This window comes from Agromyces sp. NPDC052230, assembly GCF_040679595.1.
Classification (GTDB): Bacteria; Actinomycetota; Actinomycetes; order Actinomycetales; family Microbacteriaceae; genus Agromyces.
On sequence record NZ_JBFAVC010000005.1, the window covers coordinates 314,380 to 334,054 of the forward strand.

At 69.8% G+C, this 19,675-nt stretch carries 11 protein-coding genes and 1 tRNA gene; 10 read left to right on the forward strand and 2 right to left on the reverse strand.

Annotated features, from left to right (window positions below; translation table 11 throughout):
• Window positions 1-84: 84 nt before the first annotated feature.
• Together AB0K73_RS13420 and AB0K73_RS13425 are read left to right on the forward strand one after the other, a co-directional pair.
• The gene (locus AB0K73_RS13420) at window positions 85-1,659 is read left to right on the forward strand and encodes a multicopper oxidase domain-containing protein (protein WP_360513091.1); all 1,575 of its coding nucleotides are present in this window, start codon (window positions 85-87) and stop codon (window positions 1,657-1,659) included.
• Window positions 1,660-2,073: 414 nt separating this feature from the next.
• The gene (locus AB0K73_RS13425; protein ID WP_360513089.1) at window positions 2,074-4,356 is read left to right on the forward strand and encodes a transglycosylase domain-containing protein; all 2,283 of its coding nucleotides are present in this window, start codon (window positions 2,074-2,076) and stop codon (window positions 4,354-4,356) included.
• 102 nt (window positions 4,357-4,458) lie between these two features.
• Here the strand turns inward: AB0K73_RS13425 and AB0K73_RS13430 are convergent, their stop codons facing one another.
• Window positions 4,459-6,186 (reverse strand): hypothetical protein, encoded by a 1,728-nt coding sequence (locus tag AB0K73_RS13430; protein WP_360513087.1) that lies wholly within the window; start codon window positions 6,184-6,186, stop codon window positions 4,459-4,461.
• A gap of 348 nt (window positions 6,187-6,534) precedes the next feature.
• On the reverse strand, window positions 6,535-7,173 hold the full coding sequence (locus tag AB0K73_RS13435; protein WP_360513085.1) for an MBL fold metallo-hydrolase: 639 nt from the start codon (window positions 7,171-7,173) through the stop codon (window positions 6,535-6,537).
• A gap of 62 nt (window positions 7,174-7,235) precedes the next feature.
• Between AB0K73_RS13435 and AB0K73_RS13440 the strand changes: the two genes are divergently transcribed.
• The 8 genes from AB0K73_RS13440 (at window position 7,236) to AB0K73_RS13475 (ending at window position 19,642) form a co-directional block, all read left to right on the forward strand.
• Window positions 7,236-8,138, forward strand: a complete 903-nt coding sequence (locus AB0K73_RS13440) for a YegS/Rv2252/BmrU family lipid kinase (protein ID WP_360513083.1) — start codon at window positions 7,236-7,238, stop codon at window positions 8,136-8,138.
• A 76-nt stretch (window positions 8,139-8,214) separates the two neighbouring features.
• Window positions 8,215-8,287, forward strand: a tRNA-Glu gene (locus AB0K73_RS13445).
• A gap of 257 nt (window positions 8,288-8,544) precedes the next feature.
• Window positions 8,545-9,588 (forward strand): TerC family protein, encoded by a 1,044-nt coding sequence (locus AB0K73_RS13450; RefSeq protein ID WP_360513081.1) that lies wholly within the window; start codon window positions 8,545-8,547, stop codon window positions 9,586-9,588.
• Between the two features lie 135 nt (window positions 9,589-9,723).
• Window positions 9,724-10,605 carry a protein phosphatase 2C domain-containing protein gene (locus tag AB0K73_RS13455; RefSeq protein WP_360513079.1) on the forward strand — a complete coding sequence of 294 codons (882 nt, stop codon included), beginning with the start codon at window positions 9,724-9,726 and terminating at the stop codon, window positions 10,603-10,605.
• Window positions 10,586-11,704, forward strand: coding sequence for an FHA domain-containing protein (locus AB0K73_RS13460; RefSeq protein ID WP_360513077.1), 1,119 nt, complete (start codon window positions 10,586-10,588; stop codon window positions 11,702-11,704). The genes AB0K73_RS13455 and AB0K73_RS13460 overlap by 20 nt, the downstream gene beginning before the upstream one ends.
• The gene (locus tag AB0K73_RS13465; protein WP_360513075.1) at window positions 11,704-13,437 is read left to right on the forward strand and encodes a protein kinase; all 1,734 of its coding nucleotides are present in this window, start codon (window positions 11,704-11,706) and stop codon (window positions 13,435-13,437) included. Before AB0K73_RS13460 ends, AB0K73_RS13465 begins: the two co-directional genes overlap by 1 nt.
• Window positions 13,425-14,135, forward strand: coding sequence for a hypothetical protein (locus AB0K73_RS13470; RefSeq protein WP_360513073.1), 711 nt, complete (start codon window positions 13,425-13,427; stop codon window positions 14,133-14,135). Before AB0K73_RS13465 ends, AB0K73_RS13470 begins: the two co-directional genes overlap by 13 nt.
• 146 nt (window positions 14,136-14,281) lie before the next feature.
• Entirely contained in the window at window positions 14,282-19,642 is a 5,361-nt protein-coding gene (locus tag AB0K73_RS13475; RefSeq protein WP_360513071.1) for an Ig-like domain-containing protein, read from the forward strand.
• Window positions 19,643-19,675: the final 33 nt, after the last annotated feature.

Below are 19,675 nucleotides of genomic sequence, written 5' to 3' on the forward strand. Positions count from 1 at the left end.
GCGGATCCGATGTCGATCCGGATCGACCCGGCTGTCGCTCCGGTGCGGATGCCGCGGCCGAGCGCCGTTCGTACCATGCCGACCATGACCACCAGCATGGAACCCGCCCGCGATTCGACGACACCGGGGTCGCGGCGCCGCAATCCGGTGCGGCCGGCGATCCTGCTCAGTGCCTCCCTCGTCACCTCGGCCGTCGTCCTGACGGCCTGCACCTTCGGCCCCGACTTCGGCGCCGACGGCTCTGCGGCAGAGCCGCGAACCCCGACCTCCTTCGACCAGCCGCTGCCGATCCCGCCGCTCGCCGACTCCGCGGTGGTCGACGGAGTTCGGGTCTTCTCACTCACGGCGCAGGAGGGCGAGATGCAGTTCAAGCCCGGGATGACCACCCCGACCTGGGGGTACAACGGCGCCTTCCTCGGCCCCACGCTCCGCGCGGAGCGGGGCGAGCAGGTGGCCGTCGAGGTGACCAATGAGCTTTCCGAGACCACCACCGTGCACTGGCACGGCATGCACCTGCCCGCCGCGATGGACGGGGGCCCGCATCAGCCGATCGCGCCGGGGGAGCGGTGGCGTCCGACGTGGCGCATGGACCAGCCGGCGGCGACCCTCTGGTACCACCCGCATCCGCACGGCGAGACCGAGGAGCACGTCATGCGCGGCCTGGCCGGCATGTTCATCGTCGACGACGAGGCATCCGCTGGTCTCGGCCTGCCGAACCGGTACGGCGTGGACGACATCCCGGTCGTCGTGCAGGACCGGAAGTTCCGTTCCGACGGTGGGTTCGAGTTCGACAGCGAGGGCAACGAGATCGGGCTGCTCGGCGACACCGTGCTCACGAACGGTGCGTGGGGCGCCGTGCTCGACGTGACGACGGAGCTCGTGCGGCTCCGGATACTGAACGGCTCCACCGCTCGCACCTACGACTTCGCCTTCGACGACGGTCGTGACTTCTCGCTCGTCGCCACCGACGGGGGACTCCTCGAGGCTCCCCACCCCACCGATCACGTGCGCCTCTCGCCCGGGGAACGCGCCGAGATCGTCGTGGCGGTCGAACCCGGCACCGAGACGATGCTGCGCTCGCTGCCGCCCGATCTCGGCGATGTGCTGGTGCCGTTCGCGTTCGGCGGCACCGACGAGTTCGATGTGCTCCGGTTGCGTGCCGCGGACTCCCTCGACCCGTCGCCGCCGATCGCCGAGACGTTCACGGCGATCGATCGTCTTGCGGAGAACGACGCCCGCAGCATTCGGACGTTCGAGCTGCAGAACCGCGAGCTCAATGGGCGCCGCATGAGCATGGACCGGATCGACGAGGTCATCACGGTCGATTCGACCGAGATCTGGGAGGTCACGAACCTCGACCTGTTCCCACACAACTTCCACGTGCACGACGTGCAGTTCCAGGTGCTCGACATCGACGGCGAGGCTCCGCCTCCGGAACTCGCGGGGCGGAAGGACACGGTCTACCTCGAGCCCCGACGCATCTACCGGCTCATCATGCGCTTCGAGGACTACGTCGACGACGAGACGCCCTACATGATCCACTGCCACCTCCTCCTGCACGAGGACGAGGGGCTCATGTCGCAGTTCGTCGTGAGCCGGAAGCAGCCGAGCCGCGAGGCCGGCGACCTCGGGACGGGCGGTGACCACGGCGCCCACTGATCACGTATGAGCAGGGCGTCCCGGATTGAGCCGATCGTCTCTGCGCCGGGCCGAAACGGTCCCAGGCCGCGCGCTGAAGGCGCTGAACTGCACCCCGCTCGGCGCACTGCGCGAATCGAGGGGCCCGCCCCGGAGAAATTGGGCGGAACCCCTCGTTTCCCCTTGGGTGGCGGGCTCGTTGCCGCGGAACTCGCATCGACGCGGCTGTCCGCACATCCTACGCAGCGTGGTCGCCCGCCTGAAGCCCCCCGAAGTCGGGGCGTACTCTAGGCACAGCCGGACACGTTGTGCAACGGCACGGCAGCCCCCTTTACAGGGGCCAGTAGCTGGGGTTGCATGGGAAGAGGCGATGACGGACCCGAACCCGCGCACCGCTGACGAGGTGGAGGTGAGCCCGTGGACTACGTTCGGAACATGCGCAATCGGGACTTCGCCGAGAACCGGACACCTCTTGGAGTCCTGGGCGGTTTCGTCGGCTTCATCGCGGCGAGCGTCGCGGCGGCCACCCTCGTGACGGTGGGCATGACGCCCGCGCTCGCGACCGTCGGCATGGCGGCATCCGGAACGATCGGAATGTTCGAGAACCTCCCCGGCTACCTCCAGATCGGCGAGCTGTCGCAGAAGAGTGAGATCTACGCGACGAGGTCCGACGGCACGCCGGTCCTGCTCGCGTCGTTCTACGACCAGAACCGCGTCGAGGTCGGCTGGGACCAGATCAGCCAATACGTCAAGGACGCGGCAGTCGCCGGTGAGGATCCGCGGTTCTATGAACACGGCGGCATCGATCTGCAGGGCACCGTGCGTGCGGCCGTGACGACCGCGACCGGGCGTGAGACGCAAGGCGGGTCATCGATCGCCCAGCAGTACGTGAAGAACGTCCGGGTGCAGGAGTGCGAGCGCGACGCCAAGGACGAGGTCGAGCGCGACGGATGCTATGACAAGGTCACCGAGACCACGATCGACCGCAAGCTCAAGGAGATGCGGTTGGCGATCGGCGTCGAGAAGCGTTACACCAAGAGTGAGATCCTGCTCGGGTACCTGAACATCGCGGGTTTCGGTGGCACCGTGTACGGCATCGAGGCCGCGGCGAATTACTACTACTCCACGACCGCCGCGAACCTGAGCCTCGCGCAGGCCGCTTCGCTCGTGGCGATCGTCAACAACCCGCAGAAGTTCAAGATCGACGTACCCGACGCCGAGGTCAACGGTGCGGCCGACGGGTACGCGACCAATACGGCGCGGCGCGACTACATCCTCCGCAGCATGTTCGAGGAGAAGAAGATCACGCAGGCCGAGTACGACGAGGCGATCGCCACGCCCGTGCAACCCGCCATCACCGAACCGAGCACCGGTTGCCAGACCGCGGCGGAAAGCGCCTACTTCTGCGACTACGTCAAGAACATCCTGCAGACCGATCCGACGTTCGGCGAGGATGCCGAGACGCGCATGCTGAACTTCAAGCGCGGCGGCTTCCAGGTGTTCACGACACTGGACCTCGACCTCCAAGGTGCAGCCGCCGCCGCAATCGCGAACAACGTGCCACAGGCATTCCCCGGATGGGACGTCGGCGCTGTGATCTCGAGCGTGCAGGTCGGCACGGGCCGCGTGCTCGCGATGGCGCAGAACAAGATCTACAGTCAGGATCCGGCCGTACTGCAGACCGGTCCGCAGTTCACGAGCATCAACTACAACACCGACTTCGCCTACGGCGGATCACGCGGCTTCCAGCCGGGGTCCTCCTACAAGGTCTTCACGCTCGCCCAGTGGCTGAACGAGGGCCACAGCCTCGGCGAGCGCGTCGATTCCCGCCCCAAGAACAACTGGGGCACGTTCCAGGACAGTTGCCTCGGGCCGCACTTCGCCGGCGACTGGGCTCCGAGGAACGACGCGAACGAGTCCGGAGCCAACTACACCGCGCTCGAGTCGACGATCGGGTCGATCAACACGGGCTTCGTCGGCATGGCGAAGAAACTCGACCTGTGCGGCATCCGCCAGACTGCTGAGGCGTTCGGAGTGCATCGCGCCGACGCCGACCCGCTGCAGCAGGGACCGTCATCAGTCATCGGAACAAACGAGGTCGCGCCCCTCAGCATGGCGGTCGCATTCGCGGGCATCGCGAACAACGGCGTCACCTGCACGCCGATCGCGATCGATCGCATCGTGAGCCGCGACGGCGAGGAGATCCCGCCGCCGAAGTCGACGTGCTCGCAGTCGGTGTCAGCGGACGTCGCAGCCGCGATGCATTACGCGCTGTCGCGGGTCATGACCAGCGGCACGGCTCAAGCATCGTACGCAGCCACGGAGCCACGGGTGCCGCTCATCGGCAAGACCGGAACCACCGATGGTTCGAAGGACACCTGGATGGTGGGCGCCAGCAGCAAGGTCGCCACGGCGGCTGCGGTGGTGAGCGTGAACGGTGAGGCGAACCAGCGCGCCATCTTCTTCGACAGCGGGCAGGCGGCGACCGCACGCCACCGGATGTGGCCGGCGGTGATGTCGGTCGCAGCGTTCAAGTACGGCGGCGACCCGTTCACCGAGTCGTTCGGTCCGAGCGGCCCGCCCGAGGCGCCCTCGGATTCGGGGAACTCAGGGGGGGAGCCGGCACCCGAGCCTCCGGCGGACGGCGGCGGCGACGGCGAGCCCGGAAACGGGAATGGGAACGGCAATGGGAACGGCGGCGGGAACGGGAACGATTGACGCCGCCGCCGCTGAGGCAACTTCGGGTCACGACGGCACGCCTCGCTCAACGCCGCAACGCCCGGCCCGTCCGAAGACCGACCGGGCGTTCTCGCGGGCGCATCAGGCCGCGGTGAGGTCCCGTGAGCGGAACCGGATACGGTGCACGATCCATGCCGCGAGAGCAGCGGCCGCGACACCGAGGGTGATGATCAACCAGGGTGCGACACGCTCAGGCGACACGCCGGCGGCGCCGCCCGCGAGCGTCGCGCTGCCGTCGGCGATGCGCAGGGTGCCGTCGCTGAGCTCGGATGCCCCACCGGCGAGGGCTTCCGCGCCGGTGGCGAGCTTGTCCGCACCCTCGGCAAGCGTCTCCGTGCCGTCGGCGAGGTTCGAGGCGCCGGTGGCGAGCGACGTCGCTCCCGTGGCCAGGCTCGAGGCACCCGTGTTCAGCGTGCTCGTGCCCGCCGCGAGCTCGTCCGCGCCGGTCGACAGGCGCGCGGCGCCGTCGACCAACGACGAAGCGCCATCGGATACGCGCTTGGTTCCCGCGACGAGGTCGCTGGCCTTGGTCTCGAGGGTTGCCGTGCCCTCGCGAACCTGCTGGGCGCCCGAGCTCACCTGTGCTGTTCCGGCAGCGAGTTCCCCGGTCTTGTCCCGCAGGAAGACCGCTCCGTCCGTGAACACCGCACTACGGCCGGCCAGCGTGGCCGCGCCTTCGGCAACCTGGGTGGTTCCTGCGGCGAGCGCTGCAGTACGCTCCGGAAGCGTCGCGGTGCCGTCGGCGAGCGGCGTCACACCATCGGAGAGCTTCGTTGCGCCCGCCGAAAGCTTCGCGGCGAGCGGGGCAGCGTCGTTGAGCTTGGTCGCGAGCGTCGATGCGCCAGCGGTGAGGTCCGAGGAACTGGTTACGACCAGATCGGCTCCATCTCGAGCAGCGGTCGCCGCGGCGAGGAGCGTATCCAGGCCCGCGACGATCGCGGCATCGGCACCGGCCGTCACCGCCTGACTGCGCAGTGCGGTGATCCCCGCGAGGAGGCTCGCATTGGCGCTGGCGACCGTGGCTGCGCCGTCGCGCACGCGCACCGCGCCGTCCGCCAGTTTCGAGCTTCCGGCGGAAGCATCCTCGATGCCAGCCGCGATGGCAGTCGCGCCGCTGGCGACCGTCTGCGCGCCCTCCTTCGCGGCCTGCAGGCCAGCCGAGAGCGGGCCCGCCCCCTCGGCCACCAGTGCCGCGCCATCGGCTGCCGCGCGCGCACCAGTCGCGAGGTTCCGTGCGCCGGTCGTGATCTGAGACGCGCCGTCCGCGATGGCCCCGTTGCCGGCCGCCACCTGTGCAGCGCCGACGCTGGTGCGCGCCGCTCCGTCGGCCACCCCTCCGGCACCCGCCGCGGCACGGCTGATGCCGTCGGCAAGGAGCGCTGATCCGTCTGCAGCGCGCGCTGCGCCGTCGTGCAGCGTCTCGGCACCGGTGGCCGTGCGGAACGCGCCGTCGGCGAGGGATGCCGCGCCCAGTGCCGCCTTCTCGGCACCGGCCCGAACGCGTTCGGCTCCAGACGAGGCTGAGTCGGCACCGGTGGCGAGCGTCTCGGCACCGGTTGCAGCCTTCGTGGCGCCCTCAGCGAGGCTCGCCGTACCGTCCGACAGCTCACCGGCGCCGTCGGCGAGCTTGGATGAGCCCTCGTCGGCGGTGCCGGCGCCGGCGGCGAGTTCCGCCGAACCGGCGGCGATCTTGTCGGTGGTGAGCAGGAAGAGCGTGGTCATCGTGGCAAGCGCGAGCGCAAGCAGTACGACCGTGATCTTGAGCCCGAGCCCGTGTCGGTGCTCGGAGGCGGGGTCGATTCTCGTCATTGAGGCTCCAGTGTCTGCGGGCGCGCCGAATGGGCGCCCGTTGAGGTGCGTGCAGGGTTCCGTCCGCGATGGTCGGCTGCCGGTTCGGACGGGGGTGTTGCCCTGCCCGGCGACCTCAGGAGCATCTCGTGGCGTCGGATATCGGCGCTGGTATCCCGGCACTCGGGCTCCTGAAGTGTCACGACCGTAACAGCGCGAGCGCGAGCACAGATGGATGCCGCGGAAGTTATGTGTCATCCGCCAATGGGTACACCGTTCGACTCGTCATCGTTGTGGAACAACGACAGTCGGCGCGTGGGCGGTCGCCGACGTGACGGGCCCGAAGCCCGTGCGAATCAGCGTCTCACCTCAGAAATCGAGCGTGTCGCCGGGCTCGAGCGGCACGTACTCGCCGCCGCCCTGTTCGGTCGCCCAGCCCAACCGGGCGTTCGACATGGCCTTGCCCGCCTGCGAGAGCACCATCTCGTGCGTCGGGAATGCGCGTCGCGGCGCGACGGCCATCACGTAGTCCATCGACTCGGCGATCTTCATCCACGGTGCTCCGGCAGGCGCCGCGAGGACCTCGACGGCCACGCCTTCGGGCACGGCGAACGAGTCGCCTGCGTAATAGAGCCGGTCGTTCACGAGCACGCCGACGTTGTCGATGATCGGAATGGACGAGTGGATCTGCGCGTGCCGGCCGCCGAAGAAGCGCAACCGGAACGGGCCGACGGTGACCTCATCGCCCGCCGCGACCGTCTCGACGGGGAAGCCGGATGCCGCTTCCACCACACCGGCCGGACCGAAGATGCGCACGTCGCGATTCGCCTCGACGATGCGCCCGAGCTGGTCGGGCGTCCAGTGGTCGTCGTGCTGGTGCGTGATGACGATGGCGACGGCACCGGCCGACTCCGTGATGGGCGTCGTGAACTTACCCGGATCGATGAAGAGCTTGTTCCCGGAGTCATCGATGACCAGTGCGGCATGTTCGAGCTTGGTGAGGCGCATGCCTCGAGCCAACACCGCCCGTCGGTCGCCGCGCAAGCCCAGTGGCCTGCCAGAATCGCACCATGGATCGTGCCCTTCGGCGTCTCATCGTCGCCGTGAACCCCGCGGCCTCCTTCGGTCGCCATCGCGCCGTGGGGCCGGCCGTCGCCGAACGCCTCATCGTCGAGGGATACGACGTGACGATCGTGCGCGAGGCGAACTTCGAGCTGCTGCGCCGCGAGACCGAGCAGGCGTTCGCGCAGGGCACCGACGCGCTCATCGTCGTCGGCGGCGACGGAATGGTGTCGCTCGCGGTGAACCTCGTGGCCGGCACGGGCGTGCCGATCGGGATCGTCCCGACCGGCACCGGCAACGACCTGGCCCGCGGCCTGGACCTGCGGTTCGACGATCCTGCCACGGCGACCGAGGAACTCGTCGCCGCCCTCGAGCGACCGCCGCGCTCGATCGACGTCGGCGCCATCCGTCACGGCGCGCACCGCACCCTGTTCGCGTGCGTGGTGTCGGCGGGGTTCGACGCCGTCGTGAACGAACGCGCCAATCGGATGACCCGTCCGCGTGGACCGAGCCGGTACACGATCGCCCTCATCCGCGAACTCGCCACCTTCCGGCCACGCAGGTACACGATCACCATCGACGGCGTGCGGCGGGAGCAGCGCGCCATGCTCGTCTCGGTGGCGAACAACTCGTCGTTCGGCGGGGGCATGCGCATCGTGCCGCATGCCGATCTCTCGGACGGGATGCTCGATGTGTTCATCGTGCATCCACTGTCCCGCGCGGGCCTGATCGCCGTCTTCCCGAAGGTGTTCGCGGGGGAGCACGCCGACCACCCGGCCGTCGAATTCGTGCGCGCCCGGAACGTCGTCATCGAGGCCGATGACATCGTCGCCTACGCCGACGGCGAGCGCATCGGCGCCCTTCCGATCGAGGTCGAGGTGGTCCCAGGGGCCGTCTCCGTGTTCGTCTGACGGCTCCGGATGCCGCGGCCGCCACGATTTTGCGGGAGACCCGAGGCTGTGCCATACTCTTCGAGTTGTCGATTTCGGCCCCATCGTTTAGCGGCCTAGGACGCCGCCCTCTCACGGCGGTAGCGCGGGTTCAAATCCCGCTGGGGTCACGCTGAAGCATCCGACAACGGAATGCCCTCGCACTGCGGGGGCATTCGTCATTTCGGGCGGCGTTCCGCCCGGGCAACCGCCACCGCCCCATCGGCTAGACTCGTGCGAGCGAAGGGGAGTATCCCGCGGGGCGCATGCCCCGGGCCACGATCGTCAGTACGAGCGCCGGAGTCGGCGCTCCGGGCGTGGCGGCGCGCCGGAGGCGCGGTCGGGAGAGACTTTCGGGTTCACCTGACCCCTCACCGGAAGGCCACCTGTGCTCGAACTCCCCGTCTGGTTCGAAGTCGGTTCGCTCGTCGTACTGACGTTGATCCTCGTCGCCGACCTGCTGCTCGTCATCAAACGACCGCACGTGCCGTCGTTCCGTGAATCCACGCTCTGGGTCGTCTTCTACGTCACGCTCGCGCTGATCTTCGCGTTGCTGATGTTCCTGCTCGGCGACGCCGAACACGCCGGACAGTTCATCGCCGGGTGGCTCACCGAGTACAGCCTGTCGATCGACAACCTCTTCGTCTTCGTCATCATCATGGCGCGGTTCGCCGTGCCGAAGAAGATGCAACAGGAGGTGCTCATGGTGGGCATCATCCTGGCGCTGCTGTTCCGCGGCATCTTCATTCTGCTCGGTGCGCAGCTCATCGAGAACTTCAGCTGGGTGTTCTACATCTTCGGCGCGTGGCTCGTGTGGACGGCGATCCAGCAGGCCTTCCTGCACCGCGAGGAGACGGCCGAGCAGAACGAGGGCCGGCTCATCCGGATGCTCCGCAAGCGCGTGCGCATCTCCGATGACTACGATGGCATCAAGCTGCGCACGACCGTCGACGGCACTCGCATGTTCACCCCGATCATCATCGTGTTCATCGCGATCGGCACGACCGACGTGCTGTTCGCGCTCGACTCCATTCCCGCCATCTTCGGCATCACCCAGAGCGCGTTCATCGTGTTCACCGCGAACGTGTTCGCGCTGATGGGCCTGCGCCAGCTGTACTTCCTGCTCGGCGGACTCCTCGAGCGCCTCGAGTACCTGAAGTACGGGATCGCGTTCATCCTCGCCTTCATCGGCGTGAAGCTCGTACTGCACGCCATGCACGTGAACGAGCTCTCGTTCATCAACAACGGAGAGCCGATCGAATGGGCGCCCGAGATCTCGACCTGGGTCTCGCTCGGCGTCATCGTCGCCGCGATGGCCGTCGCGACGATCGCGAGCGTGGTGAAGGCCCGGGTCGATTCCGAGCGCCGGGGGGCGAAGCTCCTCGAGGAGGTGCCGCACTTCACCGAGGACGGCGACCGCGCCGAGCGCTGATCGTGCCGGCCGTTCCGCGCTGCCGCTCTCCACACCGGTCGGCGGGTGTGGCCGGGACTTGCTAGCGTTGTGAGGCGGCGCCTGGGTGGGGCGCACGGGCCGGCGGCCCGGAGATGAGCTGCGGCGAGGAGAATCGTGTCGGATGATGGCGAGGACGTCGTCCCTCTGCCACGCGGGTCTGCGGTGATCGCGCACAGCGCCCAGAGCGACGTGGGGCGGGTTCGCAGCGTCAACGAGGATTCGTTCCTCGCCGAGGCGCCCGTCTACCTGGTGGCCGACGGCATGGGCGGACACGCGCGCGGCGACGCCGCGAGTCGAGCGGTCGTGGACACCTTCCGCCGTCACCTCGAGGCCGGTCGCCCGTCGACGCCCGAGCAGGTGCTCGACGCCATCCACAGCTCGAACGACGCCGTGCGGGAGCTCACCGCGGAGGGCGAGGAGGGCACCGCAGTCGCGGGCACCACGCTGACCGGGGTGGCGCTCGTCGACGCGGGTGGCGGGGCCGGATTCCATTGGATGGTCTTCAACATCGGCGACTCCCGCGTGTACGCGTGGAACGGCCGCACCCTCGAACAGTTGAGCGTCGACCACTCCGCCGTGCAGGAGCTCGTCGACGCCGGACTGCTGCGACCCGACGAGGCCGAACGCCACCCCGAGCGCAACGTGATCACCCGCGCGATCGGTGCCGACGACGTCGTCGACCCCGACGTCTGGCTCATCCCCGCCACGGGCCGCCAGGTCTTCCTCATCTGCTCCGACGGCCTCTCGAAGGAGGTCGACGATGAGCGGCTGGCAGACATCCTCGCGGGCGACACCGGGCATGCCGCCGGCCTCGCGGGCGAACTCGTGAACGCCGCGCTCGAGCACGGCGGCCGCGACAACGTCACGGTGATCGTGGTGGAGTCCGAGCTCGGCGTCGAAGGTGACGAGGGCGACGACGAGGCGACGCGCGACCGGCCCGAGGAGGACACCACGCCCCGTGGTGCAGGAGGTGGGAATGGCGACGTACCGTCCTGATCCGGCGGCCGCCTGGTTCGCCGCGGTGCGTGGCGGGGTCGTGCTGATGGCGCCCGCCTCGGCTGCCGCCGAACTCGCGGCGCTCTGGCCCGAACTCGCTGCGGCCGACCCCACGTCGGCGGTGCTCGACCGACTGACGGCCGGCGGGCTGGCGGCGACGCCGTCGTTCGCGCTCGTCGTGCGCGACCCGGCGAACGATGCGACACGGGTCGTGGTGCGCGGTGAACCACTGGTGCGAGCGGCCGGCACGGAAGTCTCCGGAGCGGATGTCGCGACGTGGGCCGAGCGCGTGGTCGACGGCGACGACCTCGAGATCGTCGCACCCGGTGCGGCCTCCGAGGGCGTCGAGCTTCCACTCATCGAGGGCGTGGTGCCCTCGTCGTCGGTGCGGTCGCGGGCGACGGAACCGGTGGTGAGTCCGGCTCCGGTGGTGAGTCCGGCTCCGGTGGTGATTCCGGAACCGGTCGTGATCCCGGCTCCGGTCGCGCGTCCCGAACCGGCGGCGGGTCCGGCTCCGACGCCGCCGACGAGTCCGCCCCCGCCCCCGCCCGCCGCGGCGACCGAGCAGACCATGGTGCCCGCCGAGGACACCGTCGCGTCGCCCACGCGCCTGGCCGCGCCCGAACCGTTCGACGGCGACCACGACGGGCTCACCGTCGCGAGCATCGACCTGCAGCGCCTGCGCGCCCAGCGGGCGGCTCGCGCGGCGGAGACGCCCGCTGCCGGCATGCCCGACGCGGTCGCCGGCGCTCCGAGCTCGCCGGTCACGACGCTCCGGATGCCCGACGGCGCCATCGAGGCGCTGGGGCATGAGGTCGTGCTGGGCCGCGCCCCGAGCGTGAGCCAGGTCTCGGGCGGACGGCTGCCGCGACTCCTCACGATCGGCGCGGGCGATCCCGACATCTCCCGTAACCACGTGCGGATCACGGTCGAGGGCGACACCGTGGTGGTGACCGACCTGCACTCCCGCAACGGCACGCACGTCGTCGCGCCGGGCAAGCCGCCCGTGAAACTCCGCGCCGGGGAGCCGACACCCGTGCTGGCCGGCACCGTCGTGGACCTCGGCGGCGGCTGGACCGTCCAGGTGGTCGGCGACTGATGCGACGCGCTCCCTCCACGCCTCCCGACCTTCCCGGCTACACCCCGATCCGCCTGCTCGGCTCGGGCGGGTTCGCCGACGTGTTCCTCTACGAGCAGCGACTGCCGCGCCGCAAGGTCGCGGTGAAGGTGCTGCTCGCGGAGGGCCTCGGCCACGACACCCGTGCGCAGTTCGTCGCCGAGGCGAACCTCATGGCGCAGCTCTCGGCGCACCCGTTCATCGTCACGATCTTCCACGCGGATGTCTCGGCCGACGGTCGTCCGTACTTCGTCATGGAGTACTGCTCGGGGCCCAGTCTCGCCGAGCAGTACAAGCGCGACCGCTTCACGCTCGAGGATGCGCTGCGCACCGGCATCCGCCTGGCCGGAGCGGTCGCCACCGCGCACGCGGCGGGCATCCTGCACCGCGACATCAAGCCCGCGAACGTGCTCACCAACGCATACGGATGGCCCGCGCTCACCGACTTCGGCATCTCGTCGAACCTCGAGGGGGAGCTGCCCGTGCACACCGTCACGTCGCCCGTCGAGGGCTCCGCGACCACCTCGGGCCAGTCGGCCGTGGGCATGAGCGTGCCGTGGTCACCGCCCGAGATGTTCGAGGACGACCCCAAGCCCGACCAGCGCAGCGACGTGTTCGCACTCGCCGCGACCGTGCACACGCTCCTCGCCGGCCGCACGCCGTTCGAGATCCCCGGCCGGCCGAACGGCTCGCTCGACCTCATCGGACGCATCGAGCGCGGGGCGATCACGCCGATGGCGCGCGACGACGTGCCACGGGCCCTCGCGGCCGTGCTGGCGAAGGGCATGGCGTCGCGGCGCAGCGACCGCTACCCGAGTGCTGTCGAGTTCGCGCGTGCGCTCCAGCGCATCGAGCTCGAGCTCGGCTACGCCGCCACCTCCATCGAGGTGCCGAATCTCGCGTCGTCGCATGCGGCCGCCGATGACGATGAAGCGGATGCCACCCGCGCCCGCGCCGTGCGCTCCATCGAGGCGCAGCCGGCGGCGCCCGTGCCAGCCGGCGGCGACGACGCCACCCGGGCCCGGACCCCCCGGCCGATCGAGGCGCAGCCGGCGGACGCTCGGAGGAGGGACGCCGATCCGACGATCGATGCGGGAACCGTCGTGCGGTCCGTCACGGCAACCCGCGGGGCCGTCGCCTCGACGCGCGGCGCCGCCCCGGAGGAGGTGGACGTGACGGTCGCCCGCCCCCGCGCGGCCGCGACATCCGCATCCCCCGACCTCGTGGACGCCACGCTGGTTCGGCCGCGCCGAGGCACCGAACCCGAGACCGGCGAAGAACCGGTCGAGCGGGAGGCTCCGCCGAAGCGCTCGCGCGTCGGCGCCATCGTCGGCATCGCGGCCGGGCTCGTGGTGGCGGCGGCCGTCGGCATCGCGATCGCTCTCTCGGGCACGATGCCTCAGGGCGCAGCGGAACCCACCACGGCGCCCACCGGGGAGGACGCCGTCATCGCAGCCACCGTGCCCGCGCCCGTGGTCGAGCCGGGCGTGCGATCCGCCGACGGCTCGAGCGTCTCGTTCGCGGTGTCGCATCCGAATCCCGATGACGGCGACCGCTACCGCTGGCAGCGCGCCGACGGTTCGGGCTCCACCGAGGTGAGCGAGGCAGCCGAGATCGTCGTGTCCGGCGTGCAACCCGGCGAGCGGATCTGCATCGACGTGCAGGTGCAGCGCGCCAGCAAGACCTCCGAGACGACGCGGGGATGCACGCCGTGAGGCCGCTGCGGGTGGAGTACTGCGGCGAGTGGTACACCGTGGAGGAGGGCCAGCCGTTCGGCATCGGCCGGGAGTCGGATCTCACGATCGACGACAATCCGTACCTGCACCGCACGTTCCTGACGCTCTCCAGCGAGTTCGGCCTCTGGTGGCTCTCGAACGTCGGCCAACTGCTCTCGGCCACGGTGTCGGATGCCACCGGGAGCGTGCAGGCCTGGCTCGCGCCCGGGGCGAAGCTGCCCCTCGTGTTCCAGATGGTGCACGTCATGTTCAGCGCCGGCTCGACAACCTACGACTTCACCGTGCACGCCGAGGAGGACTTCTACAACACCTCACTCAGCGCGAGGCCCCTCGACGGCGGCACGACGATCCTCCCCGTGACCCTCACGACGAGCCAGCGACTGCTGGTCGTCGCACTCGCCGAGCACGTGCTCTCGCAGCCGTCGGCTGGCCGGTCGACCGTGCCCACCTCGGCCGAGGCGGCCGCGCGACTCGGGTGGAGCATGACGACGTTCAACCGCAAGCTCGACAACGTGTGCGAGAAGCTCGACAAGATCGGCGTCGACGGGCTTCGGGGCGGACGCGGCAGGCTCGCCACCAACCGGAGGGCACGTCTCGTGGAGTACGCGGTGGCGACGCGTCTCGTGAGCGTCGACGACCTCGCGCTCCTCGACGCAGAGGCCGACCACGAGCGCTGACGTCACGCTTCGAGTCCGCCCCTCGGATGGGCAGCGGTCCCCATTTCGGGGGTGCCGGGCGGCGTGTTAGCGTAATGCCGTCCGGCCGCCGAGCGGTCGGATTTCCGTTGCGTTCGATCGAGCGAATTCATCCTGGGGAGTTGAGCGTGGGCACCTTCACGTCCTGGCTCCGAAGCCGCAAGCAGGTCGCATCGATCACCGCGCTGGCCGTGCTCGCCGGGGTTCCGCTCGGGTTCGCCGTGCTGCACCAGGGGTTCCCCGTCACCGATCCCGACCTGCGCGCCCGCGAGGTCTGGGTGACGAACGCGGAGGAGCTGCTGGCCGGGCGCCTCAACCGGCAGATCGAGGAGCTCGATGCCGCCGTCGCCGCCGCGACGAACGAGATCGATGTCTTCCAGAACGGCGACGACGCCTTCCTCTTCGATCCGAGCGTGGGCTCGCTCGAGCGCATCGATCCGTCCTTCACCACCCTCGTGCAGCGCATCGACGTGCCGCCCGCCTCGAAGGTCGCCTACGGCGGTGACATCCTTGCGATCCTCTCGCCGAAGGGTGAGCTCTGGCGCGTTCCCGCGGGCGGCGAGCTGTCGTTCGACTTCCGCGGCGCCGACCCGGTGGCCGAGCTCGACGACGAGGCCCAGGTCGCCGTGAGCGCCGAGGGCACCATCTTCGCCACCTCGCCCGACGACGAGGAGCTCCTCACCCTCCGACGAGACGCCGACGACCCCGAGACCTCGACGCTGCCCGGCCTCGGCGGGCACCAGCTCGCCGCGGTCGGCGAACTGGCGGTCGCCTTCGACGTCGAGGCCGACACCATCGTCGTCGACGGGCGCACGATCGAGCTTCCCGAGCCGGCGCTGCGACTCCAGCAGTCGGGGCCCGAGCGTGACCGAGTGGTGCTCGCCACGGGTTCGGCGCTCCTCGACGTGCCGCTCGACGGCGGCGAGCCTCGCATCATCGAGGCCGGAACCGATGCGAACCTGTCGGATGTCGCGGCGACCTCGCTCGACGAGGTGGCCGCGCCGGTACGACTCGGCGACTGCATCCACGGGGCATGGGCGCCGACCGGATGGTACCTGGCGGCATGCGACGGCGAGGAGCCGAGGGCCGTCTCGATCGAGCAGCCCACTGCGGGCTCGCAGCTCGAGTTCCGTGTGAACCGCGACGTGATCGTGCTCAACAACCTGACGAACGGCAACGCCTGGCTCGTCGACTCCGACCTCCGCCTCGTCGACAACTGGGAGGAGGTCACGCCGCCCGAGGAGAGCGACGAGCTCGAGGGCGACGAGAAGAGCGCCCAGCAGACGTTCGAGGACACGCTCGCCGAACGCAGCGACGTGAACCGGCCACCGGTCGCCCGCGACGACGACTACGGCGTTCGTCCGGGCCGCACGACGATCCTCGAGGTCCTCGAGAACGACACCGACCCCGACGGCGACGTGCTGACGGTGGCGGGCACGACCGAGATCTCGGATGCCGCGGGGCGTCTCGAGCTCATCGACGGTGGCCGAGCCCTGCAGTTCGCGCCCACCGAGGGCGCCGCGGGCACCGTCTCGTTCCGGTACTCGGTCGACGACGGGCGCGGCGGCGTGCACGAGGCATCCGTCAACGTGCGCATCGTTCCCGAGAGCGAGAACGCCGCGCCGGTGTCGATGCGATCGGGCGCGATCAGCGTCGAACAGGGGCAGCAGCTCTCCTACAACGTGCTCGGCGACTGGAACGACCCCGACGGCGACGACCTGTACCTCGTCAATGCGTCGCCCACCGGCGGTGACACCGTGCGTGCGAGCCCCGACGGGTACGTCACGTTCGAGCACCGCTCGGCCGAGCTCGGGCAGAAGGAGGTGCAGTTCACCGTCTCCGATGGCCAGACCACCGCGGCGGGAACCCTCATCGTCGACGTGAAGCCGACCGGCACGCTGAACCCCGTCGGCACGCCCGATTTCGCGAGGGTGTTCCTCGGCGAGACCGAACTCATCGAACCGCTCGCGAACGACCTCTCCCCATCGGGCGCCGGCCTCGAGCTGCTCGGCGTCGAGGAGATCCCCGAGAACGCGACCATCACGCCGAACGTCGAACGGGGCACGATCGCGTTCTCGAGCAACGTGGCCGGGGAGTACGTGTTCCTGTACAACCTCGGCGCGGGCGCTTCGGTGAGCAAGGGCCTCCTGCGGGTGCAGGTCGTGGAGCAGCCCGCCGAGGCGCCACCGCCCATCGCCGTCAAGGACACGGCATACCTCAGGCCGGGCGAGCCGCTGTCGGTCCCCGTGCTCGCGAACGACGTCTCGCCGTCGGGCCGCGTGCTCGCCGTGCAGTCCATCGACGACTCGACCACCGAGGGCCTCGTGTCGGTCGAGATCCTCACGAACACGGTCACGCGGGTCACGGCCTCGCAGGCGCTCGACCGCCAGCTGCAGTTCAGCTACACCGTCTCCGACGGCGTGAACGCGTCGACCGCGACGGTGACGATCGTGCCCGTTCCGCCGCTCGTGAAGCACCAGCCACCGGTTGCCGTCGAAGACGGCGCCATCGTGCGGGCCGGCGACATCGTGACCGTTCCCGTGCTGGAGAACGACTATCACCCCGACGCGGCGCAGCTCCATGTGGAGCCCGAGCTCGCCGACGTCAACACGCCAGACGGCCTCGCCTTCGTCGACGGTGACGCGGTGCGTTTCCAGGCGCCCGAGAATCCCGGTGTCTACTCGGTCGTCTACACGGTGGCCGACGACTTCGAGCAGGCGGCGCGCGCGACCGTGAGCTTCACGGTGGTGGCTCGGGACGCCGGCGAGAACCGCGAACCGCTGCCCACGCCGCTCACGTCGAGAACCTTCGCGGGCTCGGCCGTGAAGATCGACATCCCGCTCGATCAGCTCGACCCCGACGGCGACTCCGTGACGCTGACCGGAATCTCCGCGGCGCCGAACCTGGGTCGAGTCATCGAGCGTACGAGCACCTCCCTGACGTACGAGGCGTTCGACGGCTCGGCGGGCACCGATTCGTTCACCTACGAGCTTCGCGACACGCTCGGGGCCATCGCCGAGGGAACGATCCGGATCGGGGTCATCCCGCGCCCGGTCGTGCAACTTCCGCCCACCGCCGTCGACGACGCGATCGAGATGAAGCCCGGCCGCACCGCCTCCGTCGAGGTGCTCCTGAACGACTCCGACCCCAGCGGATTCAGCCTGAGCGTCGCCGACCTGCCCGAGGTCGACGACGGCATCGAGGCGGAGATCCGGGATCGACGACGAATCGTCGTCACGGCACCCGACCAGGAGGCGGCGTACACGATCCGCTACGAGATCTCGAACGGCCATGGCGGCGCCGACACCGCGTTCCTCCAGGTCGCCGTCACCGACGATGCCGTCATCGAGCCGCCCACCGCCGAGGACCAGGTGATCGAGCCCGAGCAGGTCGTCGACGGCGAGGCCGTGACCGTGACGCCGCTCGCCGATGCCACGAACCCCGGCGGGCTCGTCGAGGACTTGGTTGTGACGCTCGAGGGTCCGAACGCCGCGCGTGCTGAGGTGGCATCCGACGGGAGTATCGACGTCGTGCCCGGCCGCGAGCGCTTCGCGGTGGCGTACCGACTGACGAACGAGCTCGACGACCTCTCGGCCATGGCGTTCGTGATCGTGCCGCCCGTACCGTCGGGCGACGACACGGTCGAGGAGACGCAGCGTCCGAAGACCCCCGAAGAGCTCGCGGCCGAGGAGAAGGCGAAGTTCCCCGCGCCCTACCTCGCCGACCTCGGCGAGATCATCGTGCCGATGAACGGGAAGATCAGCTGGAACGTCGACGACCTCGTCATCGTGCCGTCGGGCAACCCTGCGCTCATCCTCTCGGCGTCGGCGACGAACGCCCGCGAGGCGGCGATGGTGAGCGGCACCGCACTCCAGTTCGTTCCCGCCCAGGACTACCGGGGCGCGGCATCCCTCACCTTCGAGGTGACCGACGGCAAGGGCGCCGACGATCCGATCGGCCGCACCGCGATCCTCACGATCCCCATCACGGTCGGCGACCCGAACTTCAACGACACGCCGCCGACCTTCACGCCCCGCAGCGAGACGATCGAGGCCGGGGAGGCGCCGCTCGACATCGACCTGCGCTCGTCGAGCGACCATCCGAACCCCGACAACATCGAGCGGATCACCTACTCGAACCTCGGCGGCACCACCGCCGACATCCGTGCCGAGATCATCGAGGGATCGATCCTCCGGGTGTCGTCGCCGCTCGGCGTGCAACCGGGGACGACGACGAGGATCACGTTCGACGTCAAGTTCAACGAGTTCACGGTGCCCGGCTACGTCGACGTGGGCGTCGTGTCGTCGACCCGCGCACTGCCGAAGGCGAACGACGACGCGGTGGACATGCAGCGCAGCGACACGCGCGTGGTCGACGTGCTCGCGAACGACTTCAACCCGTTCGCGCCCGACACTCCGCTTCGCGTCGTCGATGCGAGGATCGACCAGGCAGATGTCGGGTCCGCCGCCTCGGCGAGCTTCACCGCGTCCGACGTCACCGTGCGCACGGGTGCGGGATTCACCGGAACCCTGAGCGTGATCTACCGCATCCAGGACGGAACCCGTGATCCCGCACGCGAGGTGCAGGGGCGCATCATCGTCACGGTGCGCGACGAACCCGACGCGCCCAACACCCCGTCCGCGTCCGCCGGCGACGGTGCCGCCACGGTGCGCTGGAACATCCCGGCGAACAACAACGCCCAGATCGACGGCTACCAGCTCGACGTCAACGGGTCCATCCGCGACGTGCCCGCATCGGCGGGCGGCACCAACTACGCCGTCAGTGGCCTGAGCAACGGCACGGCATACCGATTCATGGTCCGCGCTCACAACGCCATCGGGTGGGGAGCATGGTCGCCACCGTCCGCCGCCGTGACGCCATACGGCACGCCTTCGGCGCCACGCAGCGTCGACGCCCAGGTGAACGGCACGGCCCCCACCAGTGTCGACGTCAGCTGGGCCGCACCGTCGGATACCGGCGGCGGCAGCGTCCGATACGAGGTCAGGCTCGACTCGGGTGGCTGGAACGATTCGGGTACCAACCGCACCCACCGGTTCACGGGGGTCGGCGCGGGCGGGCACAGCGTTGAGGTCCGCGCGATCAACATGGGCAGCGGCAGGCCAGGCCCGGCCGCGACGACGAACTTCAACGTGCAGAACCCCCAGCCGTCGGGTTCGATCGGCAAGGGGCCGAGCCGGTCATGCGACAGCGGCGGCGGCGGCTGCGCCGAGGTGCGCATCACGTGGAGCAACATGGATCCGGGCACCTACCGCGTGTTCGCCACGCTCAACGGCAGCTCCTGCTGTGGCTACCAGCAGACCTTCGACATCGGCGCGAACGGCCAGCTCCAGCTGCTGAACCACCTGGGTGTCCGTCCGGCGGGCGAGACGATCGCGGTTCGCTTCGAGAACATCAGCGGCGGCACGTCGCGCACCCTGGGTGCGATCAGCGGAACCCAGTGGAACAACCTCCCCTACAACTCGTGGTGACCTCGCGTGGCACCGCACCGGCGACTCCGATCG

Bases quoted from the DNA above. Each gene is read 5' to 3' on its own strand.
- AB0K73_RS13420 (WP_360513091.1), top strand. From the start codon at position 85: ATGACCACCAGCATGGAACCCGCCCGCGATTCGACGACACCGGGGTCG.
- AB0K73_RS13425 (WP_360513089.1), top strand. From the start codon at position 2,074: ATGCGCAATCGGGACTTCGCCGAGAACCGGACACCTCTTGGAGTCCTG.
- AB0K73_RS13430 (WP_360513087.1), bottom strand. From the start codon at position 6,186: ATGACGAGAATCGACCCCGCCTCCGAGCACCGACACGGGCTCGGGCTC.
- AB0K73_RS13435 (WP_360513085.1), bottom strand. From the start codon at position 7,173: ATGCGCCTCACCAAGCTCGAACATGCCGCACTGGTCATCGATGACTCC.
- AB0K73_RS13440 (WP_360513083.1), top strand. From the start codon at position 7,236: ATGGATCGTGCCCTTCGGCGTCTCATCGTCGCCGTGAACCCCGCGGCC.
- AB0K73_RS13460 (WP_360513077.1), top strand. From the start codon at position 10,586: ATGGCGACGTACCGTCCTGATCCGGCGGCCGCCTGGTTCGCCGCGGTG.
- AB0K73_RS13465 (WP_360513075.1), top strand. From the start codon at position 11,704: ATGCGACGCGCTCCCTCCACGCCTCCCGACCTTCCCGGCTACACCCCG.
- AB0K73_RS13470 (WP_360513073.1), top strand. From the start codon at position 13,425: ATGCACGCCGTGAGGCCGCTGCGGGTGGAGTACTGCGGCGAGTGGTAC.